Here is a 25926-nt window from a genome sequence, read left to right on the forward strand (position 1 = left end):
GCCGTACCGCCCACCAGTAGGAGCCTGATGCCCGACGCGACCTCCCAGCCGATCGGCGTCCCCGAGTTCTTCGAGCGGGTCATGGCCGGGGTGCGACCCCTCGAGCCGATGACCCACTCGTTGCAGGAGGCCAGTGGCCTGGCGTGCGCGGAGGACGTCGCCGCCGGGGTGTCGCTGCCGTCCTTCGACAACGCGGCGATGGACGGCTACGCGGTCGTCGCCGACGACGTCGCCACCGCCAGCGAGCACCAGCCCGTGAGCCTCCCCGTCGTCGGTGAGATCGGGGCCGGGCAGGCGCACATCATGGCGCTGAGCCCCGGCACCGCGGTCAAGATCATGACCGGGGCGCCGCTGCCCGCCGGCTGCGACGCCGTCGTCCCCTACGAGTGGACCGACCGGGGCGTCGCCAACGTGACCGTGTACGACGCGCCCCGCCCGCTGCAGCACGTGCGGCACCGCGGCGAGGACGTGCAGGCCGGCGACGTCGTCGTCTCCGAGGGCACCATCCTCGGCCCGCGCCAGATCGGCCTGCTCGCCGCGATCGGCCGCTCCCACGTGCGCACCCGGCCCCGCCCGCGCGTCGTCGTCATCTCCACCGGCTCCGAGCTGCGCGCCCCCGGCGACCAGATCGGCCACGACTCGATCTACGACGGCAACTCCTACATGCTGGCCGCCGCCGTGCGCGAGGCCGGCGCGATCGCCTACCGGGTCGGGATCGTGCCCGACGACCCGGCCACGTTCCTCGAGGCCGTGCACGACCAGCTCGTGCGCGCCGACCTCGTCATCACCAGCGGCGGCGTCAGCGCCGGCGACTACGACGTCGTCAAGGCCGCGCTCGCCCCGCAGGGCGACATGTGGTTCGGCTCCGTCGCGATGCAGCCCGGGAAGCCGCAGGGCTTCGGCACCATCGGCGAGGACGCGACGCCGATCGTCACGCTGCCGGGCAACCCCGTGTCGGCGTACGTCTCGTTCGAGGTGTTCGTGCTGCCCGCGATCCGCAAGCTCATGGGGCTCACGCCGTACGCCCGCCCCCTGCGCCGCGCCCTGCTCACCCACCCGGTGAGCTCGCCCGAGGGGCGCCGGCAGTTCCTGCGCGGGGAGTACAACGCGCCGTCCGGCGTCGGCGGCAACGCGGCCCGTACGGCGCACGTCACCCCGGTGGGCGGCCCCGGGTCGCACCTGCTGGGCGACCTGGCCGCGTCGAACGCGCTCATCGTCATCCCCGAGAGCGTCACGCGCGTCGAGGCCGGCCAGCCGGTCCACGTGCTCGCGCTGGACGAGCAGATCTGATGGGCACCCCGCAGGAAACCGGGACCGCCGCTCGCCTCACCCACGTCGACGAGCGCGGCGCCGCCCGCATGGTCGACGTCTCGGAGAAGGCGGTCACGGCGCGCACCGCGACGGCGTCGGGCCGGGTGCTCGTCTCCGCCGAGGTCGTCGCGCTGCTCCGCGGCGAGGGCGTCCCGAAGGGCGACGCGCTCGCCGTCGCCCGCATCGCCGGGATCATGGGCGCCAAGCAGACGCCTGCGCTCGTGCCGCTGTGCCACCCGCTCGCCGTCTCGGGCGTCGAGGTCGACCTCGAGGTCGCCGACGACGCCGTCGAGATCAGCGCGACGGTCCGCACCACCGACCGCACGGGCGTCGAGATGGAGGCGCTCACCGCCGTCTCCGTCGCCGCCCTCACCGTGATCGACATGGTGAAGGCGGTCGACAAGCGGGCCGTCATCACCGACGTGCGGGTCGAGGCCAAGTCCGGCGGCCGCTCGGGGGAGTGGACGCGATGAGCGAGGCCACCGACACCCCCGTCACCCCGCCCGCCCGCCCGGGCCTGCCCGCCGCCGTCGTCGTCGCCTCGAACCGCGCCTCCGCGGGTGTGTACGACGACACGACCGGCCCCCTCATCGTCTCCGCGCTGCGCGCCTGGGGCTTCACGTGCGACGACGCGGCCGTCGTGCCCGACGGCGAGCCCGTGGCGGACGCGATCCGCGCGGCGCTCGCCGCCGGCGCCCGCGTCGTGCTGACCACCGGCGGCACGGGCCTCACCCCGACCGACCGCACGCCGGAGGTCACCCGGCCGCTGCTCGACCGCGAGGTGCCCGGCATCGCCGAGGCGATCCGCGCCGCGGGCGTCGCCAAGGGCGTGCCGACCGCCGTGCTGTCGCGGGGGCTCGCCGGCGTCGCCGGCTCGTGCCTCGTCGTCAACCTGCCCGGGTCGCGCGGCGGTGTGAAGGACGCCCTGGCCGTGCTCGCCGACGTCGTGCCGCACGCCGTCGACCAGGTCACCGGGGGCGACCACCCCCGGCCGACGGCGAGCGCCTGAGGACCGTCGTGCGCTGGACCCACGCGGCGGCCTGGCCGGCGCGGATCACCGACCCGGACCCCGCCACCGGCCTCGTCCTGCGCTCCCTGCGGATGGGGGACGCCTCGGCGTGGCAGGAGGTGCGCGCCCGCAACCGGGCGTGGCTCGGCCGCTGGGACGCCACCGCCCCGCCCGGCTCGGAGTCCGAGCAGCCGACGACGCTGCGCCGCAGCCTCCGGTCGCTGCTGCGGATGGCCGACGCGGGACAGGCGCTGCCGCTCGTCATCGAGGTCGACGGCGCCTTCGCCGGCCAGGTGACGGTCAACAGCGTCGTGCGCGGCTCGGCGCAGTCCGCGTCGATCGGCTACTGGATCGACCAGCGGTACGCCGGCCGCGGCCTCGTGCCCCGCGCCGTCGCCCTGGCCGTCGACCACTGCTTCGGGCCCGGGCGGCTGCACCGCATCGAGATCGCCGTCCGCCCCGAGAACACGAACTCCCTGCGCGTGGTGGAGAAGCTCGGCCTCGCCGAGTTCGGCTACGCCCCGCGCTACCTCCACATCGACGGCGCCTGGTGCGACCACCGGCTCTACGCCGTCACCGCCGAGGAGTGCCCCGGCGGCCTGCGCGCCCGCCTGGGCTAGGCCGCGCCGGACCCGGCGGCGGGTGTGGCCGACTTCTCGACGCGCCACGCCGTTGGGATTCGACTCCGGGCGCCTCGCTGAGGCACCGTTCTCCCCGGCGCGGACGCAGCAGTCCCGCCGTACGCAGGCAGGCACGAGCAGTCGTCGACGGGGGTGGACGTGGCACACGGCGCGAAGCGCTGGGCGATCGCCGTCGCGGGCACGCTCGTGGTCGTCGGGATCCCGTTCGGGGCCGCGGCCGTCGAGCGGATCAGCGAGCAGGGCGCCGCCACCGAGGCGGCCGCCGCCGAGGGTGCGGACGTCGCCGGCGGCACCGGCGAGACCGCCGCGCCGAGCCCGACGACCGACGCGTTCGAGCCCCTCGACCCCCAGGCGTCGGCGTCGGCCGAGCTGCCCGTCGAGCCCGTCGAGACGCCCACCCGCATCATGCTGCTCGGCGACTCCGTCACCCAGGGCGCGGGCGGCGACTGGACGTGGCGCTACCGCCTCGCCCGCACCCTCGACCGCGCCGGCACCGCCTACGACTTCGTGGGCCCCCGCCAGGTGCTGTACGACGCGCTGACGCAGGACTCGACGTCGACGGCCTACCTCGACCCGGCCTTCGACCAGGACCACGTCGCGCGCTGGGGCATGACGCTGGCCGAGCAGGACTTCCCCGTCACGACGCTCGTCACCGACCTGCGCCCCGACGTGCTCGTCGAGATGCTGGGCGTCAACGACCTCAACCACCGCGGCGACGACCCGGCCGTCGTCACGCAGCGGGTGCGGCAGCTCGTCGCCGACGCCCGCGCGGTGTCGCCGACGGTCGACGTCGTGCTCGTCGAGCTGCCGCAGACCTGGGTGGAGGGCGTCGACGAGTTCAACGCGTTCATCCGGCAGATGGCCCTCGAGCTCGACACCCCCGAGGCCCGCGTCGTGTCGGCCTCCACCGCCGGCGCCACGATCGCGCACACCCGCGACGGCATGCACCCGAACGCGGACGGCGAGGTGCTCATCGCCGACGGCGTCGCCCGGGCGCTGCAGCGCATCGGCGTGCCCACGCAGCGGCGCTCGCCGAGCGCTTCGCTGCGCTACTGACCCCACCCGTCCCACAAGTCACCGCCCGACACACCCCGCACGTCCCGGGTGTGCCGCGTCGGCGCTCCTAGGCTCGGCCCGTGGATCTGAGCGGTGTCATCTTCGTGGCCGTGGCCGTCGCGTGGGCGGCGTACCTCATCCCCCAGGCGCTCAAGCACCACGACGAGGCGGTGGAGAGCCGGTCGGTCGAGCGGTTCTCCGCGACCCTGCGCGTGCTCGCCCGCCGAGGCGCCGTCGAGGCGCCCCCCGTGACCGCCGTGCCCGTAGCTGCGCCCACCCCTGCGCAGCTCCGGGCCCGACGGGCGGCCGCGCGCCGCGCGATGCAGCGGCGTCGTCGCGTGCTCGGCGTGCTGGTCGGCCTGCTCGTCATCGGTGTGCTGCTCGCCGCGTTCGGCGTCGTGGCCTGGGGCTACGTCTCCGCGCCCGTCGCGCTCCTCGTCGCCTGGCTCGTCACCTGCCGGGTGATGGTCAAGGGCGAGCGCGCCGCGTTCGACCACGCCCGCCGCCCGGCGCCCGAGCCGGCGCAGCGCGGCCCCGTCGTCCTCGACGCCGCGAGCCGCGAGGAGGACCTGGTCGCCCAGCTCGAGGAGTACGACGACGGCGAGGTCGCCGAGCTGCTCGACGCCAGCGCCGACACCCAGCTCATCTCCGCCGTCTCCCGCGAGCTCGGCGACGAGCCGGCCGCGGTGCAGGACGACCGCGACCCCGCGACGCTGTGGACCCCGGTCGCCGCGCCGCTCCCGACGTACGTCGGCAAGGACCACGCCGCGGCCCGCGAGCTGCCCGCGTTCGACCTCGACGACAGCGGCATCTTCTCCTCAGGCCACGACCGCGCCGACTCGGAGCTGGTCCGCCGTACCGCCGTGGAGGCCGACGAGCAGCGGGCCGCCGACGCCGCCCGGGCGGCCGAGCGCCGCGTCGTCGGGCACTGACGAACGGGCTCCCGGGGCGATTCGGTGCCCCCCGCGCGGGGGTGCTAACGTTCCCTCTCGCGTCACGCGAGTGACGCACTGGGGCTGTGGCGCAGTTGGTAGCGCGTCTCGTTCGCATCGAGAAGGTCAGGGGTTCGAATCCCCTCAGCTCCACCACCACGAGAAGGCCGTCCCTCCCGGGGCGGCCTTCGTGCATTCCGGGCGCGTCCCCGGCCGTCCCTCCCGGCTGCGCGTGGCTACGGTGGCCCGGTGGCCAACGAGCTGATGCGGGAGACCTGGACCGGCAACGCCGACGGGTGGGTCGAGAACGAGGCGACGTACGACGCGATCTTCGCGCCCGTCACCGCCGCCCTGCTCGCGGCCGGCGCGCCGGCGCCGGGCGAGCGCGTGCTCGACGTCGGGTGCGGGAGCGGGACCCTGCTCGCCGCCGTCGCCGATCGCGGCGCCGAGCCCGTCGGTGTCGACATATCGCCCGGGATGGTCGCGGCGGCCGCCGCGCGCGTGCCCGAGGCGGTCGTGCGCACCGCCGACGCGCAGGAGGCCGACCTGGCGGCCCTCGCCCCCGGGCACCCGTTCGACCTCGTCGTCTCGCGCTTCGGCGTCATGTTCTTCGCCGACCCGGTGGCGGCCTTCGCCAACGTGCGTGCCGCCTGCGCGCCGGGCGCCCGCCTCGCCGTCGCCTGCTGGCGCACGCCGGGGGAGAACCCGATCTTCACCCTGGGTACGTCGGTGCTCGTCGCCGCCATCGAGGCCCACCACGGCCCCCGGCCCGTCCGGGCCCCCGACGCGCCCGGCCCGGTCGCCCTGGCCGATCCGGAGCGCGTCCGCACCCTGCTCGGTGACGCCGGGTGGAGGGACGTCGACCTGCGACCGCTCGACTACACCCACGCCCACGGGTACGACGGCAGCGACGGCGTCGAGAGCCGGCTGGCCGCCGTCCTGGGCACCACGACCGGGCGCGAGGCCCACGACGTGCTCGTGCCGGTGCTCGGCGAGGACGGCTGGGCGGCGCTGCTCGACGACGTGCGCGCCGAGCTGCGGGCCCATCTCGTCGACGGAGCCGTGCGCTACCCGGGCGCCGTGTGGATCGTGACCGCCCGGGCGTGACGCCGCGGGCCGGGGGTCAGGACTCCCGGGCGGGGCGGGTGGGCTCGGCGTCCAGGTCGCTGGCCGGGAGGGGGCGGAGGTCGAGGTGCGGGTGCATCCGCTCGACCGCGCCGAGGCGCCAGCGGTCCGGGAACAGCGCGAGGTGCACGCCGTCGGAGCGGTGCAGCACCTCGACGCCCGACAGCGCCGCCACCTCCGCCAGGTCGGCCTCGTCGACCGCCCGGGCGAGCTGGTAGCCCAGCGCGTCGAGCCGGATCGGCGCCCCGAACTCCGCCTGCATCCGCGCGGCGGCCACCTCGAACTGCATCGGCCCGACGGCGGCGAGCACCGGCTCGTGCTCGCCGCGCAGCTCCGAGCGCAGCACCTGCACGACGCCCTCCTGGTCGAGCTGCTCGATGCCGCGGCGGAACTGCTTGTAGCGCCCGGAGTCCGTGGCCCGGGCCGTGGCGAAGTGCTCCGGCGCGAAGCTGGGGATGCCCGGGAAGCGCACCGGCTTGCCGGCGTAGATGGTGTCGCCCACCCGCACGCTGCCGGCGTTGACGAGCCCGATCACGTCGCCCGGGTGGGCCACCTCGACGGCCTCGCGGCGCCGGCCGAAGACCGCGTGGGCGTACTTGGTGGCGAAGGGGCGGTCGGTCTGCGCGTGGGTCACCACCATGCCGCGCTGGAACACCCCCGAGACGACGCGCGCGAAGGCGAGGCGGTCGCGGTGGGCCTTGTCCATGCCGGCCTGCACCTTGAACACGAAGGCGCTGAAGTCGTCGTCGGGCGCCCGCAGGGTGCCGTCCTCCGCGCGGGTGCCCTCGGGCGCCGGAGCGATCTGCACCAGGGTGCGCAGCAGCTCGGCCACGCCGAAGTTGAGCAGCGCGGAGGCGAACAGCACCGGCGTGGTGCGGCCGGCCAGGAACGCGGCGTGGTCGTGGTCGGCGCCGTCGGCGGCCAGCAGCTCGTGCCCCTCCACCGCCTCGTCCCACGTCGCGCCGAGCAGCTCGTGGGCGCTCTCGGGCCCCATCCGGGTCTCCGGCGCGCGCGTCGCCCCGCCCGCGGTGCGCGTGTACGCGACGTACTCGCCCGTGCGCCGGTCGAGCACCCCGTGGAAGTCGCCCGCCTGGCCGACGGGCCACGTCAGCGGGGTGGGCCGCAGCCCGATGCGCTGCTCGATCTCGTCGAGGAGGTCGAGCGGGTCGCGGCCCGGCCGGTCCCACTTGTTGATGACGGTGATGACCGGCAGGCCGCGGTGGGCGCAGACCCGGAAGAGCTTCAGCGTCTGCGGCTCCAGGCCGCGGGCGGCGTCGACGAGCATCACGGCCGCGTCGACGGCCGACAGCACGCGGTAGGTGTCCTCCGAGAAGTCGGCGTGGCCCGGGGTGTCCACCAGGTTGACCACGTGGCCGTCGTGCTCGAACTGCAGCGCGGTCGAGCTGACGGAGATGCCGCGCTCCTTCTCCATGTCCATCCAGTCCGACACGGTCGCCCGCCGGTCGCCCTTGCCGTGCACCGCACCCGCCTCGGCGATGACCTGCGCGTGCAGCGCGAGCGCCTCCGTCAGCGTCGACTTGCCGGCGTCGGGGTGGCTGATGACGGCGAAGGTACGGCGCGTGCGCGCGTCGTGGGGGGTGTCGGACACGACGCAGACCGTACCCACGAGCGCGCTTCGCGACGACTCGGCGTGACTACGAGCGCGCTTCGCGACGACTCGGCGGGAACACCAGCGCGCGGGGAGCGTTGGAGTCGGTGTGAAGAAGATCGGGTTCCTGTCCTTCGGCCACTGGACGCCGTCGCCGCACTCGCAGACGCGGTCGGCGTCGGACACGCTGCTGCAGTCGATCGACCTCGCGGTCGCGGCCGAGGAGCTGGGGGTGGACGGCGCCTACTACCGGGTGCACCACTTCGCGCGCCAGCTCGCCTCGCCGTTCCCCCTGCTGGCGGCGGTCGGCGCCCGCACGAGCCGCATCGAGATCGGCACGGGCGTCATCGACATGCGCTACGAGAACCCGCTCTACATGGCCGAGGACGCCGGCTCGGCCGACCTCATCTCCGGCGGCCGGCTGCAGCTCGGCATCAGCCGGGGATCACCGGAGCAGGTGGTCGACGGCTACAAGTACTTCGGGTTCGAGCCCCCGCAGGGCATGAGCGACGCCGACATGGCGCGCGGCCACACGCAGGTGCTCCTCGAGGTGCTGAAGGGCGAGGGCTTCGCCCAGCCCAACCCGCGCCCGATGTTCCCCAACCCGCCGGGCCTGCTGCGCATCGAGCCGCACTCCCCGGGCCTGCGCGAGCGCATCTGGTGGGGCGCCGGCTCGCGCGCGACCGCCGAGTGGACCGCCGAGCAGGGCATGAACCTCATGAGCTCCACCCTGCTGACCGAGGACACGGGCGTGCCGTTCCACCAGCTGCAGGCCGAGCAGATCCAGCGGTTCCGCGACGCCTGGACGGCCGCCGGCCACGAGCGCGAGCCCCGCGTCTCGGTGAGCCGCAGCATCTTCCCGATCGTCGACGACCGGGACCGGGCCTACTTCGGCCACGAGGGCCGCAGCGAGGACCAGGTGGGCTTCCTCGAGGGCGGGGCCGCGCGTTTCGGCAAGACGTACGCCGCGGAGCCCGACCGCCTCGTCGAGCAGCTGGCGCAGGACGAGGCGATCGCGGCCGCCGACACGCTGTTGCTGACGGTGCCGAACCAGCTGGGTGTCGACTACAACGCCCACGTGCTGGAGGCGATGATGACCCACGTGGCGCCCGCGCTCGGCTGGCGCTGACCGAGGTACGAGGAGCAGGAGACGACATGGGTGAGGCGAACGCGGTCGAGGTGCGGGACAACCCCGAGGAGAAGCGCTACGAGGCGTGGCTCGACGGGGAGCTGGCCGGCTTCGCGGCGTACATCCCGGCCGACGGGATGCTGGTGCTGCCGCACACCGAGGTCGGGGACGCGCACGAGGGCAAGGGCGTCGGGTCCGCGCTCGCGCGGCACGCGCTCGACGACATCCGCGCCCGCGGGCTGCGGGTCATGCCGACCTGCCCGTTCATCGCGTCCTGGATGCGCCGGCACCCCGACTACCTCGACCTCGCCTTCAACGCGCCCGCCAGCCGCGTCGCGGACTGATGGGCGCCCCCGAGGGCCACGAGGGCGTGTTCCTCGACCGGGCCGAGCCGGAGGTGTACGCCGCGCTCGCGGCCACCGCCAAGGCCGTCACCGAGGCGGCGCGCCGGGCGGGCCTCGACCGGGGGTTCGTCGAGCTGGTCAACCTGCGGGTCTCCCAGCTCAACGGCTGCGCCTTCTGCCTCGACCTGCACCACCGACGGGCGCTCAAGGCGGGGGAGGACCCCCGCCGGCTCGCGGTGCTGTCGGTGTGGGAGGAGACGGCGCTCTTCGACGAGCGCGAGCGCGCCGCGCTGGCCCTGGCGGAGTCGGTCACCCGGCTGCCGCCCGTCGAGGAGCGTCGCGCCGTCGAGGCCGACGCGCGGCGGGTGCTGGGGGACGAGGCCTACGGGGCGGTCGCCTGGATCGCGGTGACGATCAACGCGTTCAACCGCGTCTCGATCACCAGTCAGCATCCCGTGGTGTGAGCGCGGGCCCGAGCGCGGGCCCGAGCGCGGGCTCAGCCGGACGCGCCGAGGGCGGGAGGAGCGTTGCTCCTCCCGCCCTCGGCGGTTCGTCGTGCGGGCGCCGGGCTCAGCCGGCCGCCTGGTCCGCGGTGGGCTCCACCGTGGGCCGCTCCTTCGGCTCGCCGAGCGGCGTGCCGAAGGCGATGACGTTGCGCTCGTAGTACTCCCCGTTCCAGTCCGCGCAGGTGATGAGGACGAGGTTGCCGTCACCGCGGTCCTGGCCGAACAGCTCCTCGGCCTTCTCCGCCACGTCGTCCCGGCTGTAGTAGCGCACCCGGTCGATCTCGTAGCGCATCCGGCCGGACTCGCTGACGACGTCCACCTGGTCGCCCGCCTCGAGCGAGCCGATCCGGTTCATCGACCCACCGCCGGTGTGCACGGTGTGACCGGTGATGACCGTCTGGCCCGTGGCATTGCCGGGCTTCGCGCTCTCGTTCCACCAGCCGACCAGCTCGGCGTCGCGGGGCGGGTCGAGGACCCCCTCCGTGCTGACGCTGATCGGGACGATGGGAGCGGTCACCTCGAGGCGGGGGACCTCGAGGCGGATCGGCGCGGCCGGGTCGAGCGAGGTGTACTGCGACGACGTGCCGTCGTCCGCCTCCCCGCCCGGCCACGCGATCCCGATGCCCACGAGCCCGACGCTCAGGACGAGGAGCAGGGTGGTCAGCGCCGTCAGGACCGCGGTGCTGCGGACCTTGCCTGCCCCCGTGCTCTTCTCGGTCATGGCGTCAGCAGGTCACGCAGCGTTGCGGGCGCGGACGAAGCGGGCCACACCGGCGGTGCCGGCGAGGAGCGTCATGCCGACCAGCGCGGCGGGACCCCAGGGAGCGGGCGTCTCGCCCGACATGCCGGCGGGGACCGAGGTGGGCACCGTCGGGGTGTCGGCGACCGGCGTGACCGGCGGCGTCGTCGGCGTCGGGGTGGGCTCGGGCTCGCCCACGGCGTACACGCCGCCGCGGCAGAAGGCCTTGCCGAGCTCGACGCTGGCGAAGCTGGTGCCGATGAACTGGCTGGCCGCCGGGAGCACCTGCAGGTCGAACGCGGTGACCTCGATGGAGTTCGGGGTCGGCTGGCTCTGCTTGTTGAGCGTCAGGCTCAGCAGGTTGTCGCGGACCGGCGCGAGCTGGTCGGAGATCTGGGCGATGACCAGGTCGTTGATCTGCTGGACGTAGGGCAGCAGGGCGGTCAGCGGGGCGAGGGCGCCCTGGAGGCCGTTGGTCAGCTGCGAGTCCAGGCCCACGAGGATCGCGTCCACGACGTCGTCGAGGTTGGTGACGACCTCCGTGTTCGGCGCGATGTCACCGACGGGGAGGTTGAGGATCTCCACCTCCTGGCCGGCGACCGTGACGTAACCGCGCAGGTCGGCGATGTTCGACGTGGCCTCGGCCGAGGTCGAGGTGGCGGCGCAGGAGCTCTGGATCGCGCCGGCCGACTCGATGACGACGCCGAGGTTGCCGAGACCGCCCAGCACCTGGTTGAGCACGTCGCTCAGCGGGGTGAGCAGCTGGGAGACGACCGGGCCGAGCGCGTCGTTCAGCGGCTGCGTCAGCGGGGCCAGGATGTTGCTCTGGATCAGCTGGGCGTTGCCCAGGTCGATCGTGCCGGGCACCAGGGTGACCTGGTCGCCGCCGGTGAGGCAGGTGCCGTCGCCGACCTCGGCCACGACGGCGCCGTTGCCCGCGACGCCGGAGCACGCGAAGGCGTTCGACCGGCCGCCGTTCGAGGAGGTCGTGGCGTCCTGGTAGATGACGCCCACGTCGACGTTGCTCTGCTGCGAGAGCACGTCGGCGACCTCGGGGCTGTTGGTGCCGGACTCGGTCTGGGTCGTGCCGTCGGTGACGACGGTGTACTGACCCGAGTCGACGGGGCTGCCGGCGATCGTGAGGATGGCGCCGGTCGCGCTGGCCTCCGCGGCGGGGTCGGCGGCCATGGCCGGAGCCGTGGTGACGCCGACGACGGCGATGGTGGAGAGCGCGGCAACGAGGCGCGCAGCGGGGCGTGACATAGGAATCCCTCCCAGGGTGGAACACGGCAGTCCCGACATCCGAGGCGTCGGGTCACTCGCTGTGCTGAACGACACAAGCGATCGCAGGCTACCCTCAAGATTGCCTCAAGGCGACTGAATGCGCAGATCAAACCCGGGTTGAGCACGTGACGGACGTCGCACTCCGGACCTGCGAGGGGCCTCTCGGGTCGATGGTTCGACGGGTGGCCCGCCGGGTGCGGGTGCGCCCGAGCGTCACTACGATGCGAATCCATCCGCAGGGTTTCCTGCACCGAGACACCCGTCGCGGCCCGCTGCGGCGCGACGAGAAGGAGCAGCCGCGTGAGCATCCCCGAGAGCCTCGAGGGCACGACCATCGCCGTCCTGGGCGGCACCGGCCCGCAGGGTCGCGGGCTCGCCCGCCGCTTCGCGGCCGCGGGCCTGAGCGTGGTGCTGGGGTCCCGCACCGAGGAGAAGGGTGCGGCCGCGGCCGCCGAGCTCGCCGCTGCGCTGGGCGAGGGCGCGGGCTCCGTCACCGGCGCCGACAACGCCGGCGCGGCCGCCGCGGGCGACGTCGTGCTCGTGGTCGTGCCGTGGGACGGCCACAAGGAGCTGCTGGAGGGCCTGCGCTCCGAGCTGGCCGGCAAGGTCGTCGTCGACTGCGTCAACCCGCTCGGCTTCGACAAGCAGGGCCCGTTCGCCCTGCAGGTGGAGGAGGGGTCGGCGACGCAGCAGGCCCAGGCCGTGCTGCCGGACTCCACCGTCGTCGGCGCCTTCCACAACGTCTCCGCCGTGCTGCTCGAGGACCCCGAGGTCACGAGCATCGACACCGACGTGCTCGTGCTGGGCGACGAGCGCGAGGCCACCGACCTCGTGCAGGACCTCGCGGGCGTGATCCCCGGTGTCCGGGGTGTGTACGCCGGCCGCCGCCGCAACGCCCACCAGGTCGAGGCGCTGACGGCCAACCTCATCGCCGCCAACCGCCGCTACAAGGCGCACGCCGGCGTGCGGATCACCGACGTCTGAGGGCTGGTCTCGAGGGTCGCCCCGCGGGGGCGACCACCTCGACCACCGGGTGGCCGCGGGGGCGACCACCTCGACCACCGGGTGGCCACGGGGGCGACCGCCCTCGGCTGCCGGGTGGCTGGCGAGCTCGCCGCCCGATCGCATCCACTCGTGGGCGCAGCGCCCCGTCGTGGCGCGGGCTCCGTGGTGCGAGTGGTGACATCCGGGCGATGTCGGGCGGGCGGTGGCCCCGCGCCCACGGGACCCCGCCGCCCCGACCACCGGGCACGCGGCCCGGTGGTCGAGGCGTCAGGTAGAGCCGCTACCAGCTCGACTTCGTGATGCCCGGGAGCTCGCCGCGGTGGGCCATCTCCCGGAAGCGCACGCGGGACAGGCCCGCCTTGCGCAGGTAGCCGCGGGGGCGGCCGTCCACCTGGTCCCGGTTGCGCAGCCGCACCGGAGAGGAGTCGCGCGGCAGGCGCGACAGTGCGCGGACGGCCTCGGTCAGCTCCCCGGACCCGGGCTCGGCCCGCCGCACGGCCTCGCGCAGGGCGGCGCGGCGCTCGGCGTACCGCTCCACGACCGCGCGGCGGCGCGCGTCCGCCGCGATCTTCGACTTCTTGGCCATCAGCGCTCCTCGCGGAACTCGACGTGGCGCCGCACGCGCGGGTCGAACTTGCGCAGCACGAGCCGGTCGGGGTCGTTGCGCCGGTTCTTGCGCGTGACGTAGGTGTAGCCGGTCCCCGCCGTCGACCGCAGCTTCACGATCGGTCGCACGTCGTTGCCTCGCCTGGCCATCAGAACCCCGTCCCCTTCCGCTGCAGCTCGGCGACCACGGACTCGATCCCGCGGGCGTCGATCACCTTGATGCCGCGGGCACTCACCCGCAGCACGACGTGCCGGCCGAGGCTCGGCACGAAGTACCTCTTGCGCTGGATGTTGACGTCGAACCTCCGCTTGGTGCGGCGGTGCGAGTGCGAGACGTGGTGGCCGAATCCCGGCTCCCGCCCCGTCACCTGGCACACACGTGACATCGGGACTCCCTTCGTGTCAGACTGAAAACGGTTCTCATTCTAAACACACGCAGGAAGAGGCAGATCCAGATGAAGCAGGGGATCCACCCCACGTACGGGCCCGTGGTCTTCCGCGACCGCTCGGCCGACCAGCTGGTGCTCACCCGCTCGACGCTCGCCGGCCGCACCGGCGGGGAGACCGTCGAGATCGACGGCACGACGTACCCGGTCGTCGACGTCGACGTCTCCTCGGCCAGCCACCCGTTCTGGACCGGCAAGGGTCGCGTCATGGACACCGAGGGCCGCGTCGAGGCCTTCCGCCGTCGGTACGGCGCCCGCGGCGCCGCGGGCGGGCGCAGCGCCGCCGGGGAGGGGGACGCGTGAGGACCGCCGTCGTGCTCGTGACCGGCGTCCACCCCGACGCGATGGCCGCGGCCCAGCTGAGCCTGGTGTGCGACCTGCCGGACGCCGTCGCGGTGCGCCACCACATCGACCTCGACCGCGGGGTGCTCGAGCGGGTCGTCAGCGACCTCACCGGGGTCGTCGAGCGCGAGGAGGTCGAGCTCGAGCACGCCTGCGTCAGCTGCGCGCTGCGCGAGGACGTGCTCCCCACCCTCGAGCGCCTCGCCCGCGACGGCCGGTGGCGCTCGGTGGTCGCGCAGCTGCCCGTGGGGGCCGAGGCCGACCAGGTCTGCGGCGTCATCGCCCGCGACCGGCGCCTCGCGCGCCGCCTGCGCCTGGCGGCCGTCGTGACCGCGCTGCCCGACGCGACGCTGGTCGACGACCTCCTCGGCGACGAGACGCTCGCCGAGCGCGGGCTGGCCACGAGCCACGACGACGAGCGCGGTGTGGGCGAGGTCGCCTGCTCGATGGTCGAGCTCGCCGACGTCGTCGTCACCACCGGCGCCGCGGGCACCGACGCCGGCCCGGACCTGCTGCGGGCGCTCGCACGTCCCGACGTACCGGTCGTGCGGGGGGCCGACCTGCTCGCCGGCACCGACCTCGTCACCCGCCCGCCCCACCAGCACGCCCGGTCGCGGGCGTGGGCCTCCCACGTGCGCGAGCTGCCCCTGCCCGTGCCCGCCTCCGCCGACGTGTGGACGCTCGACCTGGTCTCCGACCGGCCGTTCCACCCCGAGCGCCTCCTCGACGGGCTCGAGAGCCTTGCACTCGGGCGCCACCGCACCCGCGGCTGCTTCTGGCTGCCCACCCGCCCGGGACGCGCGCTGCTGTGGGAGGGAGCCGGCGGCCAGCTGAGCATCGGCGACGGGGAGCCGTGGGGCGACCGCGTGCCGCGCACCCAGCTCGCGTTCACCGGCACCGGGGCGCCCCCGCTCCACCTCGCGGCGGCCTTCGAGGGCCTGCTCGTCCCGCGCGCCGCCGTCGGCCGCGGGATCGGGTGGCACCAGGTCGAGGACGGCTTCGAGCCCTGGCTCGGCCCGATCCGCGACGTGGCCTGAGTCCCCGCCGCACCCACCCGCCGCACCCACCCGCCGCACCCACCCCCGCCCCACCCCCCCCGCCCTCCGGGGCCCGAGAGGAAGGACCCACCGTGGCCGTCCCGAAGCGCCGCACGTCGCGCAGCAACACCCGTCACCGCCGCTCCGCCTGGAAGGCGAGCGCACCGGACCTCGTGCCCGTCACCGTCGCCGGCGAGGAGCACGCCGTGCCCCGCCGCCTGCTGCCGGCCGTGCGGCGCGGGCTCGTCGACCCGGCCACCGGCCGGCTCGTCCGCTGAGCCCGGCACGACCGCACGACCCCCGCACCGCCCCGCACCCACCGCCGCTCCCGAGGAGGAGACATGAAGGTCCGCAACTCCCTGCGCTCGCTGAAGAACCAGCCCGGCTCGCAGGTGGTGCGCCGCCGCGGCCGCACCTACGTCATCAACAAGCAGAACCCCCGCCTGAAGGCCCGCCAGGGCTGAGTCGCCGGCGTCGCGGGGGTGCCGTCCGGGCGGGCGGCACCCCCGTCGCCGACGACGCCCGCCGCCCACCTCGTCTAGGCTCGGACCGGTCCCGACCCACCAGGAGGAGTCCGATGAGTGCACGCAACGGCATCCGCGCCGCCGCGCTGGCGGGGGTGCTCGCCCTCGGGTTGGGCGCCTGCAGCGGCGACGACGGCGGTGAGCCGGAGGCCGAGCGCACCGACTGGCCCGAGAACATCACGGAGGCGTGCCCCGAGGTCGCCGGCTTCGTCGCCTCGCAGGAGCTCGACGAGGGCACGACCGACTACGCCGGCATCGCGTCGGGCCTGCGCGACCTCGTCGAGCACGGCGACGACGAGATGGACGCGACGCTGACCCCGCTCGCCGACGCGGCCCAGGCCATGGCCGACAGCCCGGCCCTCGCGGCCGACGAGGAGATCGCCGACGCGGCGACCGACCCGGCCAACATCCCCACCGACCTCGACCCGGGGGAGACGGCCACCTACACGCTGCCCGGCCTGCCGACCGAGGCCGAGCTGGCCGAGATCGAGCAGCTCGAGGGCGACTTCTTCGCCGCGCTCTCCACGGTCTCGACGACCTGCACCGAGGCCGGCGAGCCGCTGGTGGACGAGGACGAGGTCGAGCAGCAGCTGCAGGACCTCGAGGAGATGGACGGCTCCACCGTCCCGCCGACCGAGGGCTGAGCCGCAGCTACCCCCGCCGCCCCCGGTGGGCGACGGGCGACGCACAGACGCCGAGGGCGTCCGACCCCGAGGGGCCGGACGCCCTCGGCGTCTGTCGGTGGTGCTGGCGTCAGCCGGCGACCGTCTTCTTCAGCGCGGCGGCGGCCTTGAACGCCGGCGTCGTGCTCGCGGCGATCTGGATCTCCTCGCCCGTCTGCGGGTTGCGGCCGGTGCGAGCGGCGCGCTCACGGGTCTCGAACGTGCCGAAGCCGGCCACGGCGACCTTGTCGCCGGCCGCGAGGGCCTTGCCGATCGCGTCGAACACCGCGTTGGCGGCGGACTCGGCCTCGCCCTTGCCCAGGCCGGTCGCCTCGGCGACCTGGTCGACGAGCTCCTTCTTGTTCATGTCTGACTCCTTGTCGCGGACTACTGGATTGCGGGGCGACCGTACCGGTCCCACGTCGTCCGTCACGCTACCGGGGCGGCGCTCGGATCGGGCGCCGACGCCCCGTCCCAGCGCGTCGTGTCGGCCTCGGAGGCCACCGCGGCACGCACGAGGGCCCGTCGGGCGAGCACCGCGAGGACGGTCGCGCAGGCCGTGGCGGTGACCGTGACGACGTACGCCGCGGTGTGGCCGCCGAGGTCCGCGAGGCCGCCGGGGAGGTCCCCGGCGCGGGCGGCGTCGGCGAGCCGGCCCGCGAGCGCCGACCCCGCGGCGTACCCGAGGCCGGTGGCGCCCGCCAGCAGGGTCATCGCCGTGCCGACCCGGGCGAGCGGGACCACGCGCTCGGCCAAGGTGAAGGTGGTGACCATGTACGGCGCCACGGCGAAGCCGAGCGCGAGCGTCACCAGCGCGACGCCCACGAGGCCGTCGACGAGCAGGAGCGGCGCCGACAGCACGAGCAGGGCGACCGCGGCCACGACGAGGCGGTCGGCGAGCCGGAACCGGTCGGGCAGCGAGGCGTAGACGATCGCGGCGCTCGCGCTGCCGACGCCCAGCAGGGCGTGCAGGAGGCCGGCGGCGCCGGCCACGTCCTCCGCGGTCGCCAGCACGGTCGTGCCGGTCTGGATCGAGCCGAAGAGGGTGCCGAGGAAGAACTGGGCGGCGAGCAGCACGAGGACCGCGCCGGTCACGAGCGGACCGGTGGCGCCGTGGTCGACGCGGCCCGCGCCGGGCGGGGCGGTGCGGTGCAGCCCGAAGAGGGTGCCGAAGACGCCGAGCGTCACCGCGGCGACGAGGAGGGCGCCCGCCGGCGAGATCAGGGCCGCCACGAGCCCGACGAGCGCCGGGCCGAGCACGAACGACGCCTCGTCGGCCGCGCCCTCGTAGGAGAACGCGGTGGCGACGAGCCGGTGCTGGTGCTGCTCGCCGCGGGTGACGGGACGCCAGCGCACCCGCGCGAGCGGGCCGACCTGGGGGAGGGCGAGGCCGGCGAGGGCGGCGACGACGAGCAGGACCGGCAGGGGTGCCCCCTGGGTCGCGCCGACGACGACGCCGACGAGGCCGACGGCCCCGACCGACGACTGCAGCAGCACGACGGGGCGCTGGCCGAGGCGGTCGGCGAGGCTGCCGGCGACGGGGGAGCCGAGGGCGTTGGCCACGGCGAGGGCGCCGGCGGTCGCGCCGCCGGCGCCGTAGCTGCCGGTCTCCTGCGCGACGAGGAGGAGGGTGCCGATCTGCGCCATGGCGAGCGGGATGCGCGCCACGAAGGCGACGGCGACGTAGGTGGGTCCGACGAGTCCGAGGAGACGTCGGTAGCTGTCGAGGGATGTCATGCGGGGCTCCGAGCGGGTACGGCGAGGCTGCGCGCCGTACCCACCTCCAAGACGCGCCCGAACCCTGAGCAACCGCCAGGGTAGCCCCCGGGGGGTCGGCCAGGCGAGCCTAACCTTTCTGGAACGGTTCCAGAAAAGGTGGCAAGGTGGGGCCATCGGCCGCTGCGGCGGCCACCCCGGACCCCGAGGAGAGGAGATCGCCATGAGCGACACCATCCAGACCACCGCCCCCACCGCGACCCACCAGGCGCGCCCGCCGTTCAAGGCGTCCCAGCAGCTGGCGGACCACCTGCAGGCCCTCAGCGCCGACCTCATCGACCTGCACCTCGTGGGCAAGCAGGCCCACTGGAACGTCGTCGGCAAGAACTTCCGCGACCTCCACCTGCAGCTCGACGAGGTCGTCGACGCGGCCCGCGAGTTCTCCGACACCGTGGCCGAGCGCATGCGCGCCGTCTACGTGACGGTCGACGGCCGCGCCGCCCGCGTCGCCACGCAGTCGAGCATCCCGGAGTTCCCCGCCACCGAGATCGACACGGCCCGCTGCGTCGACCTGATCGTGGGCGCGCTCTACGCCGTCGCCGGCACCGCGCGTCGCATCCACGACGAGGTGGACGCCGAGGACCCGACCACGGCCGACATCCTCCACACCATCCTCGAGCGTCTCGAGCAGCTCGCCTGGATGATCGACGCCGAGAACCGCACCGCCAACGCGAGCGAGCCGGCCAGCATCAACGAGTGATCCGGGCGGGGGCGGCGCGAGCCGTCGTACCCCGTCCGCACGGCCTCGAGCCGGTGCCCCCTGTCCTCTGTGGCGGAGCAGGGAGCACCGGCTCTCGTGCGTCCGGGGGCGGAGCCTCGGTCGCGGCTGCGTCAGAGGTGGGCGCCGTGCAGCACGCGCTCGACCTCGATGCGCAGCGCGACGCGGTCGGGGCGCTCCTTCGGCTGGCGGTAGCGGGCGGCGTACCGCTCGACCGCGCGGGCGACCTGCTGCGGGTCCGACGTCACGCTCGCGGTGCCCTCGACGGTGAGCCAGCGGCCGCCGTCGACGTGGCAGGCGGCCACGGGGCTGCCGGGGCGCTCGAGGAGGTTCCGCGCCTTGCGCGACTCCGGGAACGTGATGACCCAGGCGCAGCGCTGCTCGACGTCGAGCGTGACGCCGACCGGCACGACGTGCGGGCGGCCGTCGGCGCGCAGGGTGGTCAGGGTGGCGAGGTGGTACTCGCCGAAGAAGCGCTCGATCGGCTCCGGCACGGCGTCCCAGCCCGGCTTCCAGGTGGTCACGACTCTCCTCGGGGTACGGCGACGCGCGCGGGCGTGCGTCCGCGCCGCACCACCCCCACCGCGACGAGCGGCACGAGCGCGGCGACGCCGGCGACGAGGCCCACGACCAGCGACTCCGGGTCGCCGGCGAGGCGACCATAGGCCACCCAGGCGAGGCCCCACGCCTGGGCGAGCGCGACCGCCACCCGGCCGCCCCACGCGCGCGCCACCAGCGCCGTGACCAGCGCGACGCCGACGAGCACGACGACCGCGACGGTCACCGCCACGTCCCCGGTGCGCGCGGCCCCCTGGGCGGTGCTCGCGGCCGCCACGTTGGCGACGACCGCGAGGCTGACCCACCCGACGTACAGCCCGAAGGTGCCGTCGACGGCCACCCGTTCGGTCAGCCCGGTGCGATCCGTCCCGCCGGCCGGGTGGCGGGTGAGGCGGCGCACGATCTCGACGAGCACCGCGAGCAGGGCCGCGATGACCACGACGCTGGTCCACAGGTAGCCCTGCAGCGAGACGGTCAGCCACCCGGCGTTGAGCAGCGAGGCGGCGACGACGAGCCAGCCCGTCGCCCGGTGCCGCGCCGAGGTGGCCCGCGACGGGAGCCACTGCACGGCGACGTGGAGGGTGAGGCCCGCGTAGACGACGGACCAGATCGAGAACGCCGACCCGGCCGGCGTCAGCAGGGAGGCGTCGGCGGCGAAGGCCTCGTTGCCGGCCGTGCTCACCTCGACCGGGCCGACGACACCGGCGCCGAACAGGTTGCCGACGATGCACGCGACGTAGGCGACGGTGACCGCCACCTGCCGCGCCCGGTCGGCCGGCGCCGGGCGTCCCCGGTCGGTCGCTGCGGTCGCCGGCGGCGCGGGGGGAGCCTCGGAGGTCGTCATCCGGCCATCGTCCCCGCCGCGGGCAAGCACACCGCGGCTAGCGTCACCGGCATGACCTCGTGGACGACCGGCGCCGCCCGCACGCTCGACACTGCGCTGGACCGCGCGGTCGTGCCCGGCTACACCCGCCTCGGCGTGGCGGTGCGCCGCCGTCTCCCGACGTGGCCCGCCGACCCGGCGCCCGGAGCGCTCGCCGGGCGCACGGCCGCGGTCACGGGCGCCTCGTCGGGGCTCGGCGCGGCGACGGCCGAGGACCTGGCGCGGCTCGGTGCCGCCGTCGTCCTCGTCGTGCGCGACCCCGCGAAGGGCGAGGCCGTGCGCCGCGAGCTGCTCGCGCGCGTGCCCGGGGCCGAGCTGACGGTGCAGCGCTGCGACGTGGGTGACCTCGCCGACGTCCGACGTGCGGCCGGCGAGCTGCGCGCGGCGCTGGGGGAGCGGTCCCTCGACGTGCTCGTCCACAACGCCGGCGTCATGCCGCCGGAGCGCACGCTCTCGGCCCAGGGGCACGAGCTGTCGATGGCGGTGCACGTGCTGGGCCCGGCACTGCTGACGGAGCTGCTGCGCGACCGGCTCGCGGCCTCGCGCCACGGCGCGCGGGTGGTGTGGGTGACGTCGGGCGGCATGTACGCCCAGGCGCTGCGGCTCGACGACGTGGCCTACGACGTGGGCCCGTCCGACTACTCGCCGACGACGGCCTACGCGCGGTCCAAGCGGGCCCAGGTCGAGCTGCTGCCCGAGCTGGCGCGGCGCTGGGGCCCCGACGGGGTGGTCGTCGCCGCCGCCCACCCGGGCTGGGCCGACACCCCCGGCGTCGCCGACTCCCTGCCCGGGTTCCACCGGCTCACGGGCCCGGTGCTGCGCGACGCCGCGGAGGGCGCCGACACGGTCGTGTGGCTGGCGGGCGTCGAGCCGGCGCCCCGCTCCGGCGCGCTGTGGCACGACCGCCGCCCCCGCCCGACGGCCCTGCTGCGCCGCACCCGCACGAGTTCCGACGAGCGCGCCGCCCTCGCGGCGTGGGTCCGTGACCTCGCGGGGCTCGACGCCTAGATCCAGCGGTCGAACCAGATGCGGTCGAGCCACTCGGCGCGGGTCAGCAGCTGGTCGGTGTAGATGGGCCAGAACCACGCGAAGTTGAGGACGACGAGCACGACCACGGCGCCCGCGAGGACGACCCCCGCCGTACGACGGGGGGTGGGGACCGGTGAGCGGCCCACCACCCGGCCGAGCACGAGGGTCAGCGCGATGACGGTGAACGGGAGGATCGCCATCGCGTAGAAGAGGAAGATCGGGCGGTCGTCGTTGGAGAACCACGGCACCCAGGTCGAGCCGGCGCCCACGACGGCGACGCCGTAGCGCCAGTCGCGGGCGGCCACCCACAGCCCGAGGGCCGCGACGAGGGCCAGTGCGCCCGACCACCACAGCACCGGCGTGCCGAGGATGAGCACCTGGCGCAGGCACGTGCTGTCGGCCGCCGCCGTGCAGCCCTGGTCGCCGGGCTGGATGTCGTTCTCCGCGTGGACCCCGACCGGCCGGTTCAGCACGAGCCAGCCGACCGGGTCGGACTGGTAGGGGTGGGTCGAGCAGTTGAGGAACTGCGTGTGGAAGACGTAGAGGTCCTGGTGGTAGTACCAGAGCGAGCGCAGCGACTGCGTCACCTCGCCCAGGCCGCTGGCGTCCGGCTCCGTGGCGGTGGGCCAGCGCGCCTGCGGGTCCAGCGTCGCCTGGTCGTCGCAGTCGGTGGCCGCGGCGACGAACTGCGTGTACTGCGTCGAGGAGAAGGCCTCCTCCTGCTCGTCGGCGTGGAGCAGCCAGCCGGTCCAGCTCAGGACGTACGTCGCCAGCGCCACCAGCACGAGGTAGCCGAACGCCGGCACGCCGTCGACCAGCGCGGCGCGCACCAGCGAGCGACGCACCCCGAACATGCGGCGGGCCCCGGCGCTCCAGACCCAGACGAGGACGCCGAACGCGGCGAGGGGGTAGAGCGCGGTCCACTTCGTGCCGACCGCGAGGCCCCAGGCGACGCCGCCGCCGAGCAGCCACGGGCGCCACAGCAGCGCGCGGACGGGACCGGAGGCACCCCACCGGCGCGACCCGTCGAGCGGGTCGAGGGCGGCGGCCGGGTCGTCGGGCCGCTCCGGCACGAGCCGGGCCAGCCGCGCGCGCAGCCAGTAGCGGTCGTTGACGACGCAGGCCACGCCGCAGAGCAGGAAGAGCGCGAGGAAGATGTCGAGCAGTGCGAGGCGCGAGAGCACGAAGTGCATGCCGTCGAAGGTGAGCAGGAGACCGGCGACGCACCCCAGCAGCGTGGAGCCCGTCATGCGGCGCACGAGCCGGCACATGACGAGCACCATCAGCGCGCCGGCCACGACCGCGGCGATGCGCCAGCCGAACGGGTCCATGCCGAACGCGCGGATCCCCAGCGCGATCATCCACTTGCCCACCTCGGGGTGGACGATGAGCTCGGGCGCGTCCAGCCAGACGTCCGTGTCCCCGTCGAGGATCGACTCGTCCGCGCTGTCGGGGTAGTCGCGCACGTAGCCGTGGTTGAGCAGCGACCAGCCGTGCTTGGCGTAGTAGGTCTCGTCGAACGAGAACTCCCGCGGCGTGCCCAGGTGGTAGAGGCGCAGCAGCAGGGCGAGGACGAAGACGGCGAGGCCGGGCAGCCAGCCGCCCCAGCGGGTCCCCCACCCGGCGAGCGCCCGCGTGACGGCCGGCGGGGCCACGGCGCCAGGACGCACGCGCGGCAGGGTCGGCATCGTCACGGGGGTGAACTCTACGGACGGCGTCCTGGGATGATCGCCGGTGTGGACACCCCCCAGGCGACCGGCGACGCGGCACCCACCGGCGTGCTCGTGCTCGCGGGCACGCCGATCGGCCGCCCCGACGACGCGTCGCCCCGGCTCGTCGCCGAGCTGGCCCGCGCCGACGTGGTCGCGGCCGAGGACACCCGGCGGCTGCGCCGCCTGACGGGCGACCTGGGCGTCGAGGTCGGCGGCCGCGTGGCGTCGTACTTCGAGGGCAACGAGCAGGCCCGCACCCCCCAGCTGCTCGAGGCGCTGCAGGCGGGGCAGCGGGTGCTGCTCGTCACCGACGCGGGGATGCCGAGCGTGTCGGACCCCGGCTACCGGCTCGTGGCGGCCTGCGTCGAGGCGGGGGTGCCCGTCACCGCGGTGCCCGGGCCCTCCGCGGTGCTCACCGCGCTCGCGGTCTCGGGACTGCCCGTCGACCGGTTCTGCTTCGAGGGCTTCCTGCCGCGCAAGGCCGGCGAGCGGGCCCGCCGCCTCGCCGTGCTCGCCCACGAGGAGCGCACGATGGTGTTCTTCGAGGCCCCCCACCGCACCGAGGCGGCGCTCGCCGCGCTCGCCGAGGCCTTCGGCGGCGACCGGCCGGCGGCCGTGTGCCGCGAGCTGACGAAGACCCACGAGGAGGTACGACGGGGGCCGCTCGCCGACCTCGTCGCCTGGGCCGGCGAGGGCGTGCGGGGCGAGGTCACCCTCGTCGTGCAGGGCGTCGTCGCGAGCGCGAGCGTGGCCGCCGACCCCGACAGCCTCCGCGCCGCGGTCGCCGAGCGGGAGGAGACGGGCACGCTGCGCAAGGACGCGATCAAGGAGGTCGCCGAGGCCGCCGGCGTGCCCAAGCGGGTCGTGTACGACGCGGTCCACCGCGGCTGAGCCCGGTAGGTTCGGCGCCATGAGCTCGGAGCGCGTGACGACCTTCACCAACGACGGCCTCACCTTCGACGTGGTGGACTCCGGTCCCCTCGACGGCGACGTGGTCGTGCTGCTGCACGGCTTCCCCCAGCGCTCGTCGTGCTGGGACCAGGTGGCCCCGCTGCTGCACGCCCAGGGCTACCGCACCGTCGCGCCCGACCAGCGCGGCTACTCCCCGGGCGCACGCCCGAGCGGACGGAAGCAGTACACCCTGAACAGGCTCGTCGGGGACGTGCTGGCGCTGCTCGACGCGCTGGGCGACGCGGGCGCGCGGGTCCACCTCGTCGGGCACGACTGGGGCTCCGCCATCGGCTGGGGCGTCGCGGCCGCCCACGGCGACCGCATCCGCACCTTCACCGCCGTCTCCGTGCCGCACCCGGGAGCGTTCAGCAAGGCCGGACTGCGCAGCCCGCAGCTGCTGCGCAGCTGGTACATCGGCATGTTCCAGCTCCCCGTCCTGCCCGAGCTGCTGGCCGCGAAGCGCCCCCGCGACCTCGAGCGGATCCTGGCCCACGCGGGCATGCGGTCCGAGGACCTCGCCCGGTTCCGGCGCGAGATCCTCGAGTACGGCGCGTTCCCCGGCGGCGTCGGCTACTACCGCGGTCTGCCGTTCTCCGGCGGCGGGGGCTTCGCGCGCCGGGTGAAGGTGCCCACGACGCTGGTGTGGAGCGACGGCGACACCGCCGTCGACCGCGCCGGCGTCGACATGTCGGGGGAGTACGTCGACGCCGAGTACGAGCTCGTCGTGCTCACCGGCGTCAGCCACTGGATCCCCGAGCACGCGCCCGAGGCGCTGGCCGAGGCCGTCCTCGAGCGCGTCGGCGGCGCGGCCGGACACCCGTGAGCGAGGGGCCCCACGGCTCCCCGACGCCCGACGGCCCGACCCGGTCCCGGGCGGCCGCGACCGAGCAGGGCGCGCGCCGCGACCGCAGCCGCCCGCCGGCTCCGGAGCCGCTGCCGCACCCCGTCGTCGACAACCACTGCCACCTCGACATCGCCGACGGGCCCGGGCCCGACGACTGGCTCGGCGTCGAGGCGGCGCTCGCGGCCTCGGCGGCGGTGGGGGTGCCGCGCATCGTGCAGATCGGCTGCGACCTGCCCGGTGCCCGGTGGGCGGTCGCCGCCGCGGAGCGGTACGACGCGCTCGTCGCCGGCGTCGCGCTGCACCCGAACGAGGCGCCCCTGCTGGCCGCCGCCGGGCGGCTCGACGCGGCCCTCGAGGAGATCGAGCGGCTCGCCGCCGCCCACCCGGACGTGCGCGCCGTGGGGGAGACGGGCCTCGACTTCTTCCGCACCGGCCCCGAGGGCCTCGACGCCCAGCGGGAGAGCTTCGCGCGCCACGTCGACATCGCGAAGCGGCTCGACAAGACCCTCGTCATCCACGACCGCGACGCGCACGCGGCGGTGCTCGACGTGCTCGACGCCGTCGGTGCGCCCGACCGTTGGGTCATGCACTGCTTCTCCGGCGACGCCGCCTTCGCGCGCGCCTGCCTCGACCGCGGGGCGCACCTCTCCTTCGCGGGCACGGTGACGTTCAAGAACGCCGGTGACCTGCGCGAGGCGCTCGTCGTGACGCCGCTCGACCGGGTGCTCGTGGAGACGGACGCGCCGTACCTGACGCCCACGCCGTACCGGGGGAGGCCGAACGCGTCCTACCTGGTGCCCGTGACCGTGCGGGCCATGGCGCAGACCCGTGGGGACGACCTCGGCGAGCTGTGCGCGGCCATCGAGCGCACCACCTTCGCGGCCTTCGGCGGGCCGTGGGGGACGGCCCCCCGGGCCGGCGCCTGACCCCCGGCACCGCCGTCCCGGCCCGCCGCGGCGCCGTGTGAGCCGCGTTCCACCGGTGGACGACGGATTGGCTCTCGCCGCAGCGGCGGTTATGGTCGAGTTCTTGTCAGCCGGGATCGGGCGTCACGTCCAGCCGGCGCAGGGTGCGGCTCGCGGCCGCCTCCGCGGGCAGACAACCGCGGTGGCTGGTCGCTACTCCCCCAGTCGGCCCGACAGGTCCAG

32 protein-coding genes and 1 tRNA gene are annotated in these 25926 nt (G+C 75.1%); 22 read left to right on the forward strand and 11 right to left on the reverse strand.

What is annotated here, in order from left to right; all coding sequences use genetic code 11:
- The first annotated feature begins 27 nt into the window (after positions 1-27).
- The 8 genes from glp (at position 28) to INN71_RS13130 (ending at position 6056) form a co-directional block, all read left to right on the forward strand.
- Entirely contained in the window at positions 28-1290 is a 1263-nt protein-coding gene (glp, locus tag INN71_RS13095) for a gephyrin-like molybdotransferase Glp (RefSeq protein WP_277497877.1), read from the forward strand.
- Complete coding sequence (gene moaC, locus INN71_RS13100; RefSeq protein ID WP_277497879.1) at positions 1290-1784, forward strand: cyclic pyranopterin monophosphate synthase MoaC; 495 nt, start codon at positions 1290-1292, stop codon at positions 1782-1784. The genes glp and moaC overlap by 1 nt, the downstream gene beginning before the upstream one ends.
- The gene (locus INN71_RS13105; protein WP_277497881.1) at positions 1781-2320 is read left to right on the forward strand and encodes a molybdenum cofactor biosynthesis protein B; all 540 of its coding nucleotides are present in this window, start codon (positions 1781-1783) and stop codon (positions 2318-2320) included. The genes moaC and INN71_RS13105 overlap by 4 nt, the downstream gene beginning before the upstream one ends.
- Positions 2321-2328: 8 nt before the next feature.
- Positions 2329-2940 (forward strand): GNAT family N-acetyltransferase, encoded by a 612-nt coding sequence (locus tag INN71_RS13110; protein WP_277497883.1) that lies wholly within the window; start codon positions 2329-2331, stop codon positions 2938-2940.
- 159 nt (positions 2941-3099) lie between these two features.
- On the forward strand, positions 3100-4017 hold the full coding sequence (locus INN71_RS13115) for a GDSL-type esterase/lipase family protein (RefSeq protein ID WP_277497886.1): 918 nt from the start codon (positions 3100-3102) through the stop codon (positions 4015-4017).
- A gap of 80 nt (positions 4018-4097) precedes the next feature.
- The gene (locus INN71_RS13120; protein ID WP_277497888.1) at positions 4098-4949 is read left to right on the forward strand and encodes a hypothetical protein; all 852 of its coding nucleotides are present in this window, start codon (positions 4098-4100) and stop codon (positions 4947-4949) included.
- Positions 4950-5029: 80 nt separating this feature from the next.
- Positions 5030-5105, forward strand: a tRNA-Ala gene (locus INN71_RS13125).
- 93 nt (positions 5106-5198) lie between these two features.
- Positions 5199-6056, forward strand: a complete 858-nt coding sequence (locus INN71_RS13130; RefSeq protein WP_277497890.1) for a class I SAM-dependent methyltransferase — start codon at positions 5199-5201, stop codon at positions 6054-6056.
- 16 nt (positions 6057-6072) lie between these two features.
- On the opposite strand, the gene INN71_RS13135 is transcribed toward INN71_RS13130, so the two are convergent.
- Positions 6073-7683 (reverse strand): peptide chain release factor 3, encoded by a 1611-nt coding sequence (locus tag INN71_RS13135; protein WP_277497891.1) that lies wholly within the window; start codon positions 7681-7683, stop codon positions 6073-6075.
- Positions 7684-7792: 109 nt separating this feature from the next.
- On the opposite strand from INN71_RS13135, the gene INN71_RS13140 reads away from it, so the two are divergent.
- The 3 genes from INN71_RS13140 to INN71_RS13150 are packed head-to-tail and all read left to right on the forward strand — an operon-like array spanning position 7793 to position 9620.
- Positions 7793-8812, forward strand: coding sequence for an LLM class flavin-dependent oxidoreductase (locus tag INN71_RS13140; RefSeq protein ID WP_277497894.1), 1020 nt, complete (start codon positions 7793-7795; stop codon positions 8810-8812).
- A gap of 26 nt (positions 8813-8838) precedes the next feature.
- A complete protein-coding gene (locus INN71_RS13145; RefSeq protein ID WP_277497896.1) occupies positions 8839-9156 on the forward strand; it encodes a GNAT family N-acetyltransferase in 318 nt (105 codons plus the stop codon).
- Positions 9156-9620 (forward strand): carboxymuconolactone decarboxylase family protein, encoded by a 465-nt coding sequence (locus tag INN71_RS13150; protein ID WP_277497898.1) that lies wholly within the window; start codon positions 9156-9158, stop codon positions 9618-9620. Before INN71_RS13145 ends, INN71_RS13150 begins: the two co-directional genes overlap by 1 nt.
- 106 nt (positions 9621-9726) lie before the next feature.
- Here the strand turns inward: INN71_RS13150 and INN71_RS13155 are convergent, their stop codons facing one another.
- Positions 9727-10383 (reverse strand): class F sortase, encoded by a 657-nt coding sequence (locus tag INN71_RS13155; RefSeq protein WP_277497899.1) that lies wholly within the window; start codon positions 10381-10383, stop codon positions 9727-9729.
- 12 nt (positions 10384-10395) lie between these two features.
- Positions 10396-11664, reverse strand: a complete 1269-nt coding sequence (locus INN71_RS13160; RefSeq protein ID WP_277497900.1) for a hypothetical protein — start codon at positions 11662-11664, stop codon at positions 10396-10398.
- Positions 11665-11985: 321 nt separating this feature from the next.
- Here INN71_RS13160 and npdG point away from each other — a divergent pair, with 321 nt between their 5' ends.
- Complete coding sequence (npdG, locus tag INN71_RS13165) at positions 11986-12669, forward strand: NADPH-dependent F420 reductase (RefSeq protein WP_277497903.1); 684 nt, start codon at positions 11986-11988, stop codon at positions 12667-12669.
- Between the two features lie 301 nt (positions 12670-12970).
- Here npdG and rpsN read toward each other — a convergent pair whose 3' ends face one another.
- The 3 genes from rpsN to rpmB are packed head-to-tail and all read right to left on the reverse strand — an operon-like array spanning position 12971 to position 13682.
- Entirely contained in the window at positions 12971-13276 is a 306-nt protein-coding gene (gene rpsN, locus INN71_RS13170) for a 30S ribosomal protein S14 (protein WP_277497904.1), read from the reverse strand.
- Positions 13276-13446, reverse strand: coding sequence for a 50S ribosomal protein L33 (gene rpmG / locus INN71_RS13175; protein WP_277497906.1), 171 nt, complete (start codon positions 13444-13446; stop codon positions 13276-13278). The genes rpsN and rpmG overlap by 1 nt, the downstream gene beginning before the upstream one ends.
- Complete coding sequence (gene rpmB / locus INN71_RS13180) at positions 13446-13682, reverse strand: 50S ribosomal protein L28 (RefSeq protein ID WP_277497908.1); 237 nt, start codon at positions 13680-13682, stop codon at positions 13446-13448. The genes rpmG and rpmB overlap by 1 nt, the downstream gene beginning before the upstream one ends.
- Positions 13683-13751: 69 nt before the next feature.
- On the opposite strand from rpmB, the gene INN71_RS13185 reads away from it, so the two are divergent.
- The 5 genes from INN71_RS13185 to INN71_RS13205 all read left to right on the forward strand — a co-directional run bounded on the left by INN71_RS13185 (position 13752) and on the right by INN71_RS13205 (position 16289).
- On the forward strand, positions 13752-14045 hold the full coding sequence (locus INN71_RS13185) for a type B 50S ribosomal protein L31 (RefSeq protein ID WP_277497909.1): 294 nt from the start codon (positions 13752-13754) through the stop codon (positions 14043-14045).
- Positions 14042-15121 carry a GTP-binding protein gene (locus INN71_RS13190; RefSeq protein WP_277497911.1) on the forward strand — a complete coding sequence of 360 codons (1080 nt, stop codon included), beginning with the start codon at positions 14042-14044 and terminating at the stop codon, positions 15119-15121. The genes INN71_RS13185 and INN71_RS13190 overlap by 4 nt, the downstream gene beginning before the upstream one ends.
- 92 nt (positions 15122-15213) lie before the next feature.
- Positions 15214-15399 carry a 50S ribosomal protein L32 gene (gene rpmF / locus INN71_RS13195; protein WP_277497913.1) on the forward strand — a complete coding sequence of 62 codons (186 nt, stop codon included), beginning with the start codon at positions 15214-15216 and terminating at the stop codon, positions 15397-15399.
- A gap of 63 nt (positions 15400-15462) precedes the next feature.
- Entirely contained in the window at positions 15463-15585 is a 123-nt protein-coding gene (gene ykgO, locus INN71_RS13200; RefSeq protein WP_023645249.1) for a type B 50S ribosomal protein L36, read from the forward strand.
- Between the two features lie 113 nt (positions 15586-15698).
- Positions 15699-16289, forward strand: a complete 591-nt coding sequence (locus tag INN71_RS13205) for a hypothetical protein (RefSeq protein WP_277497926.1) — start codon at positions 15699-15701, stop codon at positions 16287-16289.
- Positions 16290-16398: 109 nt separating this feature from the next.
- Here the strand turns inward: INN71_RS13205 and INN71_RS13210 are convergent, their stop codons facing one another.
- Entirely contained in the window at positions 16399-16674 is a 276-nt protein-coding gene (locus tag INN71_RS13210) for an HU family DNA-binding protein (protein WP_277497928.1), read from the reverse strand.
- 62 nt (positions 16675-16736) lie between these two features.
- A complete protein-coding gene (locus INN71_RS13215; RefSeq protein ID WP_277497930.1) occupies positions 16737-18044 on the reverse strand; it encodes an MFS transporter in 1308 nt (435 codons plus the stop codon).
- 202 nt (positions 18045-18246) lie between these two features.
- Between INN71_RS13215 and INN71_RS13220 the strand changes: the two genes are divergently transcribed.
- The gene (locus INN71_RS13220) at positions 18247-18783 is read left to right on the forward strand and encodes a Dps family protein (RefSeq protein WP_277497933.1); all 537 of its coding nucleotides are present in this window, start codon (positions 18247-18249) and stop codon (positions 18781-18783) included.
- 131 nt (positions 18784-18914) lie between these two features.
- Here the strand turns inward: INN71_RS13220 and INN71_RS13225 are convergent, their stop codons facing one another.
- Positions 18915-19325, reverse strand: coding sequence for a pyridoxamine 5'-phosphate oxidase family protein (locus INN71_RS13225; protein ID WP_277497935.1), 411 nt, complete (start codon positions 19323-19325; stop codon positions 18915-18917).
- A complete protein-coding gene (locus tag INN71_RS13230) occupies positions 19322-20203 on the reverse strand; it encodes a hypothetical protein (protein WP_277497937.1) in 882 nt (293 codons plus the stop codon). Before INN71_RS13230 ends, INN71_RS13225 begins: the two co-directional genes overlap by 4 nt.
- Before the next feature lie 51 nt (positions 20204-20254).
- Here INN71_RS13230 and INN71_RS13235 point away from each other — a divergent pair, with 51 nt between their 5' ends.
- Entirely contained in the window at positions 20255-21250 is a 996-nt protein-coding gene (locus tag INN71_RS13235) for an SDR family NAD(P)-dependent oxidoreductase (protein ID WP_277497940.1), read from the forward strand.
- On the opposite strand, the gene INN71_RS13240 is transcribed toward INN71_RS13235, so the two are convergent.
- On the reverse strand, positions 21247-22959 hold the full coding sequence (locus tag INN71_RS13240) for a dolichyl-phosphate-mannose--protein mannosyltransferase (protein WP_277498019.1): 1713 nt from the start codon (positions 22957-22959) through the stop codon (positions 21247-21249). The two genes, INN71_RS13235 and INN71_RS13240, sit on opposite strands and share 4 nt — an antisense overlap.
- A 90-nt stretch (positions 22960-23049) precedes the next feature.
- Here INN71_RS13240 and rsmI point away from each other — a divergent pair, with 90 nt between their 5' ends.
- The 3 genes from rsmI to INN71_RS13255 are packed head-to-tail and all read left to right on the forward strand — an operon-like array spanning position 23050 to position 25704.
- A complete protein-coding gene (gene rsmI, locus INN71_RS13245) occupies positions 23050-23874 on the forward strand; it encodes a 16S rRNA (cytidine(1402)-2'-O)-methyltransferase (protein WP_277498022.1) in 825 nt (274 codons plus the stop codon).
- Between the two features lie 19 nt (positions 23875-23893).
- Positions 23894-24757 carry an alpha/beta fold hydrolase gene (locus tag INN71_RS13250; RefSeq protein ID WP_277497941.1) on the forward strand — a complete coding sequence of 288 codons (864 nt, stop codon included), beginning with the start codon at positions 23894-23896 and terminating at the stop codon, positions 24755-24757.
- Positions 24754-25704, forward strand: coding sequence for a TatD family hydrolase (locus INN71_RS13255; RefSeq protein ID WP_277497942.1), 951 nt, complete (start codon positions 24754-24756; stop codon positions 25702-25704). The genes INN71_RS13250 and INN71_RS13255 overlap by 4 nt, the downstream gene beginning before the upstream one ends.
- The last annotated feature ends 222 nt before the right edge of the window (positions 25705-25926 follow it).

Source organism: Nocardioides sp. ChNu-153, from assembly GCF_030466625.1.
Taxonomy (GTDB): domain Bacteria; phylum Actinomycetota; class Actinomycetes; order Propionibacteriales; family Nocardioidaceae; genus Nocardioides.